Annotated in this window: 12 protein-coding genes; 11 read left to right on the forward strand and 1 reads right to left on the reverse strand. The window is 44.9% G+C overall.

What is annotated here, in order from left to right; all coding sequences use genetic code 11:
* Window positions 1–30 precede the first annotated feature (30 nt).
* The 6 genes from IEW05_RS16465 to dnaB all read left to right on the forward strand — a co-directional run bounded on the left by IEW05_RS16465 (window position 31) and on the right by dnaB (window position 5,603).
* Window positions 31–456: a CBS domain-containing protein gene (locus IEW05_RS16465; protein WP_188540949.1), complete on the forward strand. Its 426-nt coding sequence runs from the start codon at window positions 31–33 to the stop codon at window positions 454–456.
* A 95-nt stretch (window positions 457–551) separates the two neighbouring features.
* Window positions 552–854, forward strand: a complete 303-nt coding sequence (locus tag IEW05_RS16470) for a MazG-like family protein (protein ID WP_188540950.1) — start codon at window positions 552–554, stop codon at window positions 852–854.
* Window positions 855–861: 7 nt separating this feature from the next.
* Entirely contained in the window at window positions 862–1,806 is a 945-nt protein-coding gene (locus IEW05_RS16475) for a DUF2232 domain-containing protein (RefSeq protein ID WP_188540951.1), read from the forward strand.
* Window positions 1,807–1,817: 11 nt separating this feature from the next.
* Window positions 1,818–3,800 (forward strand): DHH family phosphoesterase, encoded by a 1,983-nt coding sequence (locus IEW05_RS16480; RefSeq protein WP_188540952.1) that lies wholly within the window; start codon window positions 1,818–1,820, stop codon window positions 3,798–3,800.
* On the forward strand, window positions 3,797–4,240 hold the full coding sequence (rplI, locus tag IEW05_RS16485) for a 50S ribosomal protein L9 (RefSeq protein ID WP_188540953.1): 444 nt from the start codon (window positions 3,797–3,799) through the stop codon (window positions 4,238–4,240). Before IEW05_RS16480 ends, rplI begins: the two co-directional genes overlap by 4 nt.
* A gap of 1 nt (window position 4,241) precedes the next feature.
* Window positions 4,242–5,603, forward strand: a complete 1,362-nt coding sequence (gene dnaB / locus IEW05_RS16490; RefSeq protein WP_188540954.1) for a replicative DNA helicase — start codon at window positions 4,242–4,244, stop codon at window positions 5,601–5,603.
* Window positions 5,604–5,641: 38 nt separating this feature from the next.
* Here dnaB and IEW05_RS16495 read toward each other — a convergent pair whose 3' ends face one another.
* Complete coding sequence (locus IEW05_RS16495) at window positions 5,642–6,274, reverse strand: TetR/AcrR family transcriptional regulator (RefSeq protein ID WP_188540955.1); 633 nt, start codon at window positions 6,272–6,274, stop codon at window positions 5,642–5,644.
* A gap of 164 nt (window positions 6,275–6,438) precedes the next feature.
* On the opposite strand from IEW05_RS16495, the gene IEW05_RS16500 reads away from it, so the two are divergent.
* From IEW05_RS16500 to yycF, 5 genes are all read left to right on the forward strand, one after another.
* Window positions 6,439–8,127, forward strand: coding sequence for an MFS transporter (locus tag IEW05_RS16500; protein WP_188540956.1), 1,689 nt, complete (start codon window positions 6,439–6,441; stop codon window positions 8,125–8,127).
* Between the two features lie 293 nt (window positions 8,128–8,420).
* Entirely contained in the window at window positions 8,421–9,707 is a 1,287-nt protein-coding gene (locus IEW05_RS16505) for an adenylosuccinate synthase (protein WP_188540957.1), read from the forward strand.
* A gap of 207 nt (window positions 9,708–9,914) precedes the next feature.
* The gene (locus IEW05_RS16510; RefSeq protein WP_188540958.1) at window positions 9,915–10,592 is read left to right on the forward strand and encodes a hypothetical protein; all 678 of its coding nucleotides are present in this window, start codon (window positions 9,915–9,917) and stop codon (window positions 10,590–10,592) included.
* Window positions 10,593–10,829: 237 nt separating this feature from the next.
* Window positions 10,830–12,383: a M23 family metallopeptidase gene (locus IEW05_RS26020; RefSeq protein WP_188540959.1), complete on the forward strand. Its 1,554-nt coding sequence runs from the start codon at window positions 10,830–10,832 to the stop codon at window positions 12,381–12,383.
* 130 nt (window positions 12,384–12,513) lie between these two features.
* The gene (gene yycF / locus IEW05_RS16520) at window positions 12,514–13,233 is read left to right on the forward strand and encodes a response regulator YycF (protein WP_188540960.1); all 720 of its coding nucleotides are present in this window, start codon (window positions 12,514–12,516) and stop codon (window positions 13,231–13,233) included.

Raw genomic sequence — 13,233 nt, forward strand, 5'->3', positions numbered from 1 at the left:
TCTGAAACGAGTAAGGGAGGATTTTTTCTTATGAATATTGCGTTCTTTTTATTGCCGAAGAATGATGTTGTTGCTGTAACACTGGACTACACTTTGCGGCAAACGCTGGAGCGAATGGAGTATCACAGGTATACTGCTGTTCCGATTATTGGTAAGGATGGAGTATATGTGGGTACTGTGACAGAGGGTGACCTTCTTTGGTATATGAAAAATTCGGGCGGGAAGGTTACTTTTGAGAACGCTTCAAAATTTCTACTCAAGGATGTCCCATTAAAAATGCATATCAAACCCGTATCGATTGACGAGGATATGGAAGGATTAATTAATCTGGCGAAGGTTCAGAACTTTGTTCCGGTTGTTGATGATATCGGGCGATTCATCGGAATTGTTCGGCGCAGCCAAATTATTGAATATTGCGAGAAATTTGTTACTCGGGACATCCAAGCCAAAAATTGAAGCCACAGGTCAAGGTGGTTGCTTCTCTAAGAGTAATTGCTTTATGCTATAATGAAGTGAATGACTTTACCTAGGAGGGTGGAAAGCTGTCTGCCATGCACAAAGAAATGGATGTGGCCAAACGCGCCAAAGTGATTGAATGGCTCAAAACGGAAGTAGTCGATCACGTAGCCCGTTTATTCAAAGCATTGTGGGAAGGCAGCACGACACGGGTAAGTGACAGCCTCGCGAGTCTGATTGTCAGCAGTTATATTCTGGGACGTAGACTTGGAGTATCCTATCGGGATTTAGACGATACCATCATGGATAAATTAAAGAAGCATAAACAAGAAGGACACCAATTAGAGGATTGGTATCAGGATATCTCCACACTTGAAGATCATTTGCGTAAGAGGTGAAACGATTTTGAAATCACACTGGACATCGATTGCATGGAGCGCGGTCTATCTGTTGCTGCTGTTATCACTTTTAACTCCGCTGACGGTCATTACAGCTTTTTTTCTCGTCATTCCGGGAATAATTCTCTATACGACGCTACCGCGTAAGAGGTTTGTTGTACATGTTGCGGCTGTATGGATTATTGTTGCTGTAATTGGAACGTTAGTATGGAGCTATTTAATAGGAGCCGTATTATTGTTACAAGCCCTTTATTTCTTGATTCCTTCTTTGGTAATGGGTCACTTATACAAGAAACGGGCTTCTGCTGTTAAAATCGTAATATCTGGAGCGGGAGTTATTCTGCTTGAATTTTTGCTTATTCTGATGATAGGTACGCTGTTCCTTGATTTTAATCTGGCAGCTTCTATTGAGGATATCATGAATAATGCTATGGCTCCGCTACAAAATGTAACGGACCCGTCTCTAACTGGTGGCATCGCCTGGTCTCCTGAGATGACAGAGCAATTCTCGTCTTATACGGTGAGATTTATTCCATTTACGTTAATCTTATGTTCGTTGTTAATTTCTACGGTAAGTCATGCTATCGTCAGACCTACACTTGGAAGTATGGGACATGTGGTGTCTAAGCTACCAGCGCTTCGAGATTGGAGATTACCAAGGTCGCTTATTTGGTACTATCTGATCGCTACAATCTTAGCTATGTTTGCCGGGTCTGCAGCAAATGAAGGATTCTTAGGTATGATTCTGGATAATTTAATTCCGCTGCTGCAAGCTTTCTTTATAATTCAGACAGCCAGTTTTATCTTCTTTGTGGCCTATCACAAAAAATGGAATCCAATACTTGCGGTGTTAGGTGTTATATTGTTGTTGTTCATCCCGGGGTTGTGGCTATTGGGGCTATTGGATATTGCATTTCCGCTACGTGAGATGATTACTAGATCAAGACGATAGGGTGAGAAGGCATGCCTAATTTGTTACAAAAACGTTGGCACGGTTATCAAACCGTGTGGGTGTTTATGCTTCAACTCCTGCTCATCATTGTCATCTCTTATTATAACTGGGTGCTTGGCTTAATCGGACTATGTTTGGTTATTGGTTTGACGTATGCCATGCTCAGTGCAGAGCGGCGATTCCGCAAGGAACTGGTCAGGTACGTTACTGACTTGTCCTACCGGATCAAACGTGTGGAAGGTGAAGCGGTTAGTCGTCTACCGTTTGGGATTCTGCTCTACAGTGAGGATCGTTCTGTAGAGTGGCATAATCGGTTTGTTGCCGCGATGTTTGATCAAGATTCAGTTGTAGGCAAACCCTTATCCGAACTGTTGCCGGTGCTACCGCAATTGTCTAAGGATAAGAAAGAGGGAAACGCCGGAAGGTCTACGATCGAGATTCCGATTAATCAACGGCACTATGAGTTGATGATTGATTCGGCTGAACGCTTGATTTATATTCGCGATACAACAGAGCTGGCCTTACTTCGTGAAAGCTATGAAGACGGGAAAGCTGCGCTAGGTATCGTAATGCTGGATAACTTGGATGAAGCAACTCAAGGGATGGATGATCAGCAGCGTACGGCGTTAATTGCTCGTGTCACGACGGCGATTACGGAGTGGGGCAAACAGTATCAGCTCTATTTGCGACGGCTGTCCTCGGAGCGAACGTTAATGATACTGAACAAGAAATCGCTCAGCGAATTGGAGCAGAGCCGATTTGTGATTTTGGATGAGGTCCGCGAGATGACCGCGGACCTCAAGGTGCCGATGACGCTTAGCATCGGCCTAGCCTTTGGGACCGAGAGCTTCAGTGAACTGGGCGAGCTTGCGCAGTCCAGTCTTGATATGGCTCTCGGGCGGGGTGGTGACCAGGCCGCTGTGAAGGCCGGTCAGCGCTTGTCATTCTATGGCGGCAAGACAGGCGCCACAGAGAAGCGGACGCGTGTCCGTGCTCGTGTCATCGCGCATGCGTTGCGCGATTTGATGCAGGAGAGCGATCGCGTGATTATTATGGGCCACCGTATGCCTGATCTCGATGTGATCGGGGCTTCCATCGGTGTGCTGAAGGCCGCCGATATGTACAAGGTGGAGTCTTATATTGTTCTTGATGGTTCAAATCCGAGCATTGATCGACTCATGGATCGAATTGAGAAGGAAGAAGCATTATCCCGGAGATTTATCTCACCGGAACAAGCAATGGGGATCATGACCGAGCATACACTGCTCGTGCTCGTGGACACGCATAAGGCGTCCATGACGATGGAGCCAGAGTTAGTAGAAGAAGCTTCAAGAATCGTGGTCGTTGACCATCATCGCCGTGGTGAGGAATTCATCAACGATGCCATGCTCGTATATCTTGAACCGTACGCTTCCTCTACATGTGAGTTAGTGACGGAACTATTGCAATATATCCATGAGAAGGTAGTAATTAGCCCGCTCGAAGCAACAACCCTGCTAGCGGGTATCACGGTAGATACGAAGCAATTCGCTCTGCATACCGGCTCGCGGACGTTTGAGGCGGCGGCCTTTCTACGCCGGGTTGGTGCTGATACGATGATGGTACAACGCTTGTTGAAGGAAGACTTGCAGGAATATATGGCGAAAGCTGATATTATCAAGCATGCTCGTTTGATTTATGGCAATATTGCGATCGCTGTATCCGAGCCAGGTCATCCTATTCCACAGCTACTGATCGCTCAGGTGGCTGATACATTGTTGAATATGACGAATGTGCTTGCCTCATTCGTCATTAGCGAACGTCCTGATGGTCTTATCGGCATTAGTGCCCGTTCGCTGGGCAGCATGAATGTGCAAGTCGTCATGGAACGACTTGGTGGTGGTGGGCATTTGACGAATGCCGCTGTACAATTAGAAGGAACCCAGGAGGATGCAGAGAAAAGATTAATGCAGGTACTGGATGAAATAGAGAAGGAAGAGGGGTTATTCGAATGAAGGTAATTTTCTTAAAAGATGTAAAGGGTCAAGGTAAAAAAGGGGAAATTAAGGACGTTTCAGAAGGGTATGCTCAAAACTTTTTGCTTCCACGTGGACTTGTGTCCATAGCAACAGGCGGTAATGTGAAAACGCTCGAGAATCAAACAGCGGCAGAACAGAAACGTAAGGCGCAAGAGAAGGAAGACGCGATTGCCCTCGGTAAGAAATTAGAAGAAATGACAATCACCCTGAAAGCCAAGGCCGGTGAAGGTGGACGTCTCTTTGGTGCTATTACGAGCAAACAAGTGGCAGAAGCTGTGATCAAGGCTGGCTATAAAATTGATAAACGCAAAATTGAGATGAGTGATTCTATTCGGAGCCTTGGTGTAACGGAAGTTGCAGTTAAGCTTCATCCTGAAGTAAAGGCAACGATTAAGGTCCAAGTAACGGAGGAATAAAATGGCTGCAGATGTTTTTTTCGACCGGATCCCTCCGCAGAATTTAGAGGCGGAACAGGCGGTCCTCGGTGCGGTTCTACTCCAGTCAGAGGCATTAATTACAGCGATGGAACGGGTGCGGACAGAGGATTTCTATGACAAACCGCATCAAATGATCTATGAAGCTATGGTGCAGCTGGGTGAGGAGAGTCAGCCGATCGACCTGGTGACGCTAACTTCACGGCTTCAGGATCGGGGCGAACTGGAGGATATCGGCGGAGTTAGTTATTTGTCCAAGCTAGCCCATGCCGTACCAACGGCAGCTAATGTTGATTATTATGCACGGATCATTGAAGAAAAATCGATGCTCCGTCGTTTGATTCGGACGGCAACGCAGATCGTCAGTGACGGTTATACCGGTGGCGAAGATGTCTCCGGTATGTTAAGCGATGCGGAGCGTAAGATTCTGGAGATCTCCAATCGCAGCTCCGGTAGCGGATTTGTCGCCATTCGTGATGTATTGATGGAAGTATTCGAACGAGTGGAAGTTCTCCATCAGAATAGTGGAACTACGACGGGGATTCCTTCGGGCTTCATTGACTTAGATAAAATGACGGCGGGATTTCAGCGCAATGATCTCATTATCGTTGCTGCGCGTCCATCCGTAGGTAAGACGGCGTTTGCCCTTAATATTGCCCAGAACGTTGCTGTGCGAGCTAAAGAGACCGTTGCGATCTTCAGTCTGGAGATGTCGGCTCCACAGCTTGTACAACGGATGATTTGTGCAGAGGCGAACCTGGATGCGAGTGTCATGCGTACAGGTGATTTTAAGAGTGATGATGACTGGTCGAAGCTAACGATGGGGATTGCTGCCTTATCAGAAGCTGAGATTTATATCGATGATACACCGGGGATTACGGTTGCGGATATTCGTGCGAAATGCCGTCGATTGAAGAAGGAGAAGGGGCTCGGGATGATCCTCATTGACTATCTTCAGTTGATTCACGGACGTGGTAAGGCGGGGGAGAACCGTCAGCAGGAAGTATCGGAAATTTCACGGACCCTCAAGCAGATTGCTCGGGAGTTGGAAGTGCCGGTTATTGCACTGTCACAGCTTAGCCGGGGCGTAGAGCAACGGCAGGACAAGCGTCCGATGATGTCTGACCTTCGGGAATCGGGTTCCATCGAGCAAGATGCTGATATCGTGGCGTTTCTGTATCGGGATGATTATTATAATCAGGAGACAGAGAAGAAGAATATCATCGAGATCATTATCGCTAAGCAGCGGAATGGTCCGGTAGGTACAGTCGAGCTTGTCTTCTTGAAGAATTTCAATAAATTTGCAAATTATGAACGAGCGCATACCGATGCGTTTGCGGGCTGACGAACTATCGTCAGTCCGTTTTTTATATCTTGTTCAATTCATCGAACAAACAAATAGACATAGATCATATCGGCAGTTTCTGCCTTTATTTTCTCCAGATCCAGCCCTTTATTGTAAAAGACCATCATATCGACGAGTCGATCAAGAGCCTCGAATACTACGATCGAAGCTGCGTCCAGATCGCCAACCTTCAGTTCATCCTTCCACGTATATAAATATTTCTTCGCATTCTCACGATTGGCGGCCATTTGTGTATCTATTAGAGATCGAACCTCGGAATCCATTTCATACATCGCTGTTAGCTCACTGTGAAATCCGATATACACATCATGTGATCGAACAAGACAATCAATCAGTTGCTTAATTCCGGTAAGCTTGTCTGCGTTTGAGAAATCCATTTCTTGAAGTAAGCTGTCCAGTTGGCGTGTGAATTGATGACAATATAATTTCAAAGCCTCCATAAAAACTTCTCGTTTATCGGTGAAATAGGAGTAGAAGCTGCCTGTGGACACGTTAGCCGCTGCTGCGATTTGTTTGGTATTGGTACGATGATATCCTGCTTCAGAGAAGAGCTTCATCGCCGCTTGCACGATCGCTTCTCTCGTCTTAATACTACGGTCTTGTATAGGTTTGCGTGTAGTGCTCTCCGTTGTGTTCTTAGTACTATTCATTCAACCAATCGCTCCTTTCGACTCGATTGTAGTTGAAGTCTCTAGGAGTGTCAATAAAACTTGAACCAAGGTTCATTTTTTATATTGACAAAGTTGAACCAAAGTTCATATAATCCAAATATGAACCAAAGTTCATATTTTGTTAGTGAGGAAGTGGAGAAGAGATGAGTACAGTAACGAGACGAACGATTTCTTTTGTAGCTATTGTATTGGGCTTCTTTATGGCTTTGCTGGATTCAACGATCGTTAACATTGCCTTGCCGGAAATGATCAAGCATTTTGGCGGCTCAGTGGGACAGATTTCATGGGTTATGAATGGGTATAACCTAGCATTTGCCGTCTTTATCCTTACAGCAGCTCGGCTGGCCGATCAATTTGGACGGAAAAAGGTGTTCTTAATTGGTGTGTTGTTGTTTACTGTGACTTCACTTCTCGCGGGGTTTGCTCCATCGGCCCAGGTGTTAATTGGTCTGCGCGTGTTGCAGGGATTGGCTGGAGCGATTATTGTTCCTGTTACAGTTCCAATGGCTACTGAAATCTTCCCCAAAGAAATGCATGGGACAGTTGTTGGAATTTGGGGTGGTATCTCTGGGTTAGCGGCAGCAAGTGGTCCAGCACTGGGAGGTATTTTAACCGAAAAATTAAATTGGCAGTGGATCTTCTTTGTGAATATTCCGTTAGGGATCATTAGTATTTTACTCACGATGTTCTTTATTAAGGAATCTTATGATTCCACTTCCAGTAAAAGAATTGATTATGCTGGTACGATATCTATATCGGGAGCAATGTTTTGCCTCACCTACGCATTGATCAAAGCCAATGAATATGGCTGGGGCTCTTATGAGATCATGGGGTTAATTGCCGGGGGATGCTTACTTCTCCTTCTATTCTTTGTGGTAGAGGCCAAGGGCAAACATCCTATGCTCCCTCTATCACTATTGAAAATTCGTGTGTTTGATGGAGCAGCTTTGACGTTATTTATGGTTGGAGCAGGGATTATGAACATTACTTTTCTATCTTCCTTTTACCTTACTAGGGTAATGGAAATGACGGAGTTGAAGGCAGGATTACTCATTTCGGTTCTTGCTGTAGGTTCAATGGTCGCTTCCATGATTGTAGGTCCGTTATCGAGTAAGTATGGCAGTCGGTGGTTCGCAGTCATTGGGGTTGTGATACTGTGTATTTCGACTTATTGGTTAAGCGGTCTAGGCATAGATTCCACGAAAATAGATGTCGTGATTCGGCTCGCACTTGCTGGTGTTGGAGTTGGGTTAACTATGGCTCCGCTCATGGGCTCAATCGTTCGAAATGTACCTGAGGAGAAGGTCGGGATATCGTCGGGGGCAGTGAATATGATGAGGGCGTTGGGTAGCGTTCTGGGCGTGGCCATCATTGTTACTATTCTCCAAAGCAATATGACCGGGGAAATGGATAAAGCCCGCGGGGCAGCGCTTGAGTTGGTACAGTCTAATGCGGCATTAAGTGTGGAGGTTAAGGAACAACTGAAGACAGGGTTGATGCATACGAGTGTAAGCTCTACGGGTAGCGCGCAAATATCTGCGGATGAGATCGTGAACACGATGAAGGAGCAAGGCAAGGTAGCTGCCGAGCAGCTTACAGAACAGCAACGTCCAGTATTTGTCGCTGCGCTTGAGCAGCAGGCAGAGGAAGTGAAGCAGCTTCTTCTGAGAATTCAGCACAGTTACCTGGAGGCAGCTTCAAATGCGTTTAATGGAACATTTGTATTCTCAAGCGTGTTGATGTTATTGGGGATTCCTTTTGCATGGTTTAGTGATTATCGCCGAAAAGAGAGGGCCGGTATAGAAAGCCTGAATTATAAAACAGAGTCATAATTGCGTATAATTATTACAGAAACGGGTACGATCTTTATTGAGACGTACCCGTTCTTTCATGGCTCTATCGTAGTCTTTAGTTGATATATACTTGATTTATAGGTCTATCCTCTCAATTTTCCGAACAATTATATAGTTATTACTAGGATTGTTCGTCTTTAATTTGACTTTGAAAATGTAGGCTGTTAAACTGTTATTGCTGCGTTAAGGCAGTAAATGGATATGTTACTTAAAATGTGATGTTGTTATATTAATTGCAAATATAGGTGCACAGCACCGACGGGGGAATGTACATGTCAACGGTAGTCGTTGTGGGAACACAATGGGGAGACGAAGGTAAAGGTAAAATCACGGATTTTCTGGCGGAGAGCGCAGATGTGGTGGCCCGTTATCAAGGCGGTAATAATGCCGGTCACACCATACTCATCGATGGTAAGAAGTACAAACTTAGTTTGATTCCGTCAGGTGTTTTTTATGAAGATAAGAAATGCGTAATCGGTAATGGTATGGTTATCAATCCGGCTGCGCTTATTGAAGAAATTACTTATATCCATGAGAATGGATTCAGTACAAAGAATCTGGTCATCAGTGACCGTGCACATGTCATAATGCCATATCATATGGTGCTGGATGCGCTAGAAGAAGATCGCAAAGGACCGAATAAGATTGGTACGACTCGTAAAGGGATCGGTCCAGCCTATATGGACAAAGCGGCACGTAACGGCATTCGGATTGCCGATTTGCTTGATGCTGAAGAGTTTGAAACGAAATTGCGTCATTTGATGAAGGAGAAGAACCACATTATTGAGCAAGTTTATGGTTCTGAGCCGCTTGAAGTTGAAGAAACGCTGAAACAATATTTAGAATATGCTGAATTCATTCGCCCTTATGTAACGGATACTTCCGTTGTATTGAATGATGCAATTGATGATAATCGCAAGGTATTATTTGAAGGTGCACAAGGCGTCATGCTTGATATCGACCAAGGAACCTATCCTTTCGTAACGTCTTCTAATCCATCCGCAGGTGGGGTTTGTATCGGTTCTGGTGTAGGTCCTTCGAAGATCGACCAAGTCATTGGGGTCGCTAAATCGTACACAACTCGTGTAGGCGATGGCCCATTCCCAACGGAGCTAAAAGATGAGGTTGGAGATTTCATCCGTGAAACAGGCCATGAATATGGTACAGTTACGGGTCGGGCTCGTCGAGTAGGTTGGTTCGATACGGTCGTTGTTCGTCATGCTCGTCGTGTTAGTGGTCTAACGGGTCTATCACTTAACTCGCTTGACGTACTTACAGGACTTCAGACAGTGAAGATTTGTACCGGTTATAAATACCGTGGTGAAGTGATCACGCATTATCCAGCTAGCCTCAAGATGCTTGCTGAGTGTGAAGCTGTCTATGAAGAATTGCCAGGTTGGAGCGAGGATATCTCTGGCGTGAAGACGCTAGATGAGCTGCCTGAAACAACTCGCAAGTACGTAGAACGTGTGTCGGAATTAACGGGAATTCCGATTGCGATCTTCTCCGTTGGCCGTAACCGGAGTCAAACGAATCAAGTATTGCCAATTTACGAGTAGAAACCAAATAATATAACTTATAACCATTCAGCGTAACGATAGTTGCTACGTTCTGGATGGTTTTTTTTATGTAGAAATGCATAAATTTCTGATCTACTGGGTTGAATCCTTCTCTCACCGTCCATACTGGTACTAGGACAATAGGTAGTGTAAGTGTGTTGTTCTATAAGGCTAGTGAGTGAGTGAGTGAGAGGGAGGCAAACAAGAATGAAATGGATCGGGTGGCTGCTGAAGCTCTCCATTACGATAGTTATGGTTAGTTTACTGACAGTGTTGACGACCGGGTACGTTGTGAATCATTACATCGGTTCGTTATTGAGCAGTTATAATATTCCGGTGGCTGCCCAGGCGCCTAGCATCGGTGGGATTTTTAAGGAAATGCTGGGGCTAGGTGGAGGTAATAAAACAAAGGATACCAAGGATTCTCAAAGAGCTGATTCCACAGGGAAAATTGGAAATGGTACAGTAGATGGTTCAGTAGGAACATCGCCAAGTGGAGTTGATACTTCCGGAGATCCGTCTAAAGGGACCACGGATCAGAACAAAGATAATGGAAAGTCTACCAGCGAGGATACGGAGCAAGATATACCGGAAGATGCCCTACCGGTGATGGGGGGAATCACTTCGGGTGACTCTCAACAGGATCAAGAGATTATTGTTTCACCGGATGATCTGGTGGCGAAGAAGGATGGACTGGCTAGCACAGAGAAGGAGGAAGTATTCTCTATGCTGATGTCCAAGCTTCCAGAAGAGGAAATGCGTAAACTAACGGAGGCGATGGAGGGAGGACTAACGGAGTCCGAAATATTTGATATCGAACAAATCTTGTCTAAATATTTGGATAAAGAGGAATACTCCAAAATGATGGAGATTCTCCAGAAATGACTATATTTTCTGATAGACTTTACCTAATAAAGCGGTAACATTCACATAATTGTAAACAATATACTAATTATTAAAAATGCTAAAATTCGACGAAACCCGCACTGTAAGCGGGTTTTTCTATTTTTACCGATAGTTGAATTCTTTTACCTGCCTATGGTACAGTAGACGATAGTGATAAAGGTTAAATTTTTGACACTATTTAAGGTTCAATCTAGTAGATGGGTAAAGGAGATTTATATGAAAGGTTTCAGAGGGAAGGTTGAGCAGCTCTGGCGCGGGAAATGGTCCCGGGCGAGGGAGAAAGACAGTCATTCAGGAGAAGTTCATGGATTGACTGGACAGGACACCGAAGTTGCAGTTCATTCCGCTATGCGCCTCAAATTAAAGTCTAAGGTGGTTGTCATTGGTGCGATCGCTACTGTCGTGATATCAGGGACCCTTTTCTTTGCTGGAAAACAATATGTACAAGCGAATACGGTCTCTTATTTGAGAGTGTATGCGGACGGACAGGAAATTGGAACGATAGATAGTGAGAATAGTTTAAAGGCTCTCTACGAACGTAAGGAAACACAATATAAAGAGCAATATCCGCAGGCTGATATCGTGGTAGAACATAATGGAATCAAGACGGTCCCAGAGCGTTCCTATAAAGCGGAAGTGAATACGGATGAGACTTTGGACAAACTAGATAGCTTAGTGCAAGTTCATGCAAAAGCAGTGGAACTTCGGATTGATGGAAAAGTGATTGGGCTACTCAAGGATGAGGCTGCAGTGACGGCGGTTCTGAATGAATTAAAGGGCAAGTATACACCGGAAACTACAACAAAAGTGGCCGACAAGATGAAGCGAACCGGAGGGGTCCAAGCAACCTCAGCTAAGACCAAAGGTTCAAGTGTCACATTAGAATCGGTTAAATTTAACGAGGAGATTTCACAGGCTTCTCTAAAGGCAGAACCGAATCAGGTTATAGATCCACAAGAAGCGTTGGATATTATTCTTCAAGGTAGCGAAAAGGCAATCTCATATGAAGTACGTGAAGGAGACACGATCTCTTCCATTGCACAGCGTTTTGGTATAGCGCAAAAAGAGCTATTCAGCAACAATCCAAACGTCAAAGAACGTAGCTTGCAAATCGGTACGGAGCTGAAGATTAAAGCAGTGAAGCCCGCGTTGACTGTGAAGACGGTGGAACGCGTATCCGAGGAGATTGTGACTGAGCCGCAAGTTATTGTTCGCAAGAGTAGTGATATGCAGGCGGGTAAAACGAAGGTGATATCTGAAGGTCAAAGTGGCCTGAAGACAATGGAATATCGTTTGACGAAAGAGAATGGAGTCGTTGTTGCCGAGGAATGGTTGGGCCAGGAAGTTAGCGTCGAGTCCAAGCCAAAGATCGTACTTAAAGGTACGAAGATTCTTGGTGAAGGAACTGGTGATTTTGCATGGCCAGTTGCTAGTGCTACGATGAGTAGTAGCTACGGCAAACGCTGGGGCAGAATGCACGAGGGAGTTGACCTTGTCTCCTCCAAACGAAATATTATGGCTTCAGACGAAGGTGTTGTCACTTTTGCAGGCACGAAATCAGGATACGGCAATTGTATCATTATTAATCATAAGAATGGATATGAAACCTTGTATGGACATCTGAGTAAAATCAGTGTTAAGAAAGGTCAGGTTGTAGAGAAAGGCTCTGTCATTGGTATTATGGGTAATACAGGTCGATCTACTGGAACACACCTACATTTTGAAATTATTAAGAACGGCTCCGTGCAGAATCCAATGAAATATTTGTAAAATATAGATTGAGGTCAACCAGCATATACTGGTTGGCCTTTTTTAATGGCTGAGTGGGAAGGGCGGCATCAGGTATGGTAAGATAGGAAAAGAGACGGCCAAGGCCTGAAAGTATGGGGTGAAGTCAAGAATGCAAGGGAAAATTCTAGTCGTAGATGATGAACGACCAATTGCTGATATTTTAAAATTCAATTTGGAAAAAGAAGGCTATGAGGTGATCCTGGCTTTCGATGGGATCGAAGCGGTTGAATTAGCGTTCTCGGAACATCCGGATCTGATTCTATTAGACTTGATGTTGCCCGGTAAGGATGGTATGGATGTTTGCAGAGAAGTTCGTGCGAAACTGCAAACCCCTATTATTATGCTGACAGCTAAAGATGGAGAGATTGATAAAGTATTGGGACTCGAATTTGGTGCAGATGATTATGTTACGAAGCCCTTCAGCACTCGTGAGCTGCTTGCTCGGGTGAAGGCACAGATGCGACGTCAACAGAAGCCCGTGACTCCAGAAGGAGATGAAAGTCCGCAGGCACAAGGGATTAGTCTATTCGAATTGTTCATTGATACGGACATGTATACCGTGTATAAGAACAATGAACCACTAGATCTGACACACCGGGAGTTTGAGCTTGTTCACTATCTGGTGAAGAATTCTGGACGTGTGATGACGAGGGAACATCTGCTACAAGCGGTATGGGGCTTTGAGTATTTTGGGGATGTGCGTACAGTCGATGTAACGATTCGCCGTCTGCGGGAGAAGATCGAGAAAGACCCAAGTAAACCAGAGTATATTTTGACACGGCGGGGATTGGGGTATATGATGCGTAGCTCCAAAGCGGGTGTATTATAG

Source organism: Paenibacillus segetis (assembly GCF_014639155.1).
In the GTDB taxonomy this organism is placed as follows: domain Bacteria; phylum Bacillota; class Bacilli; order Paenibacillales; family Paenibacillaceae; genus Fontibacillus; species Fontibacillus segetis.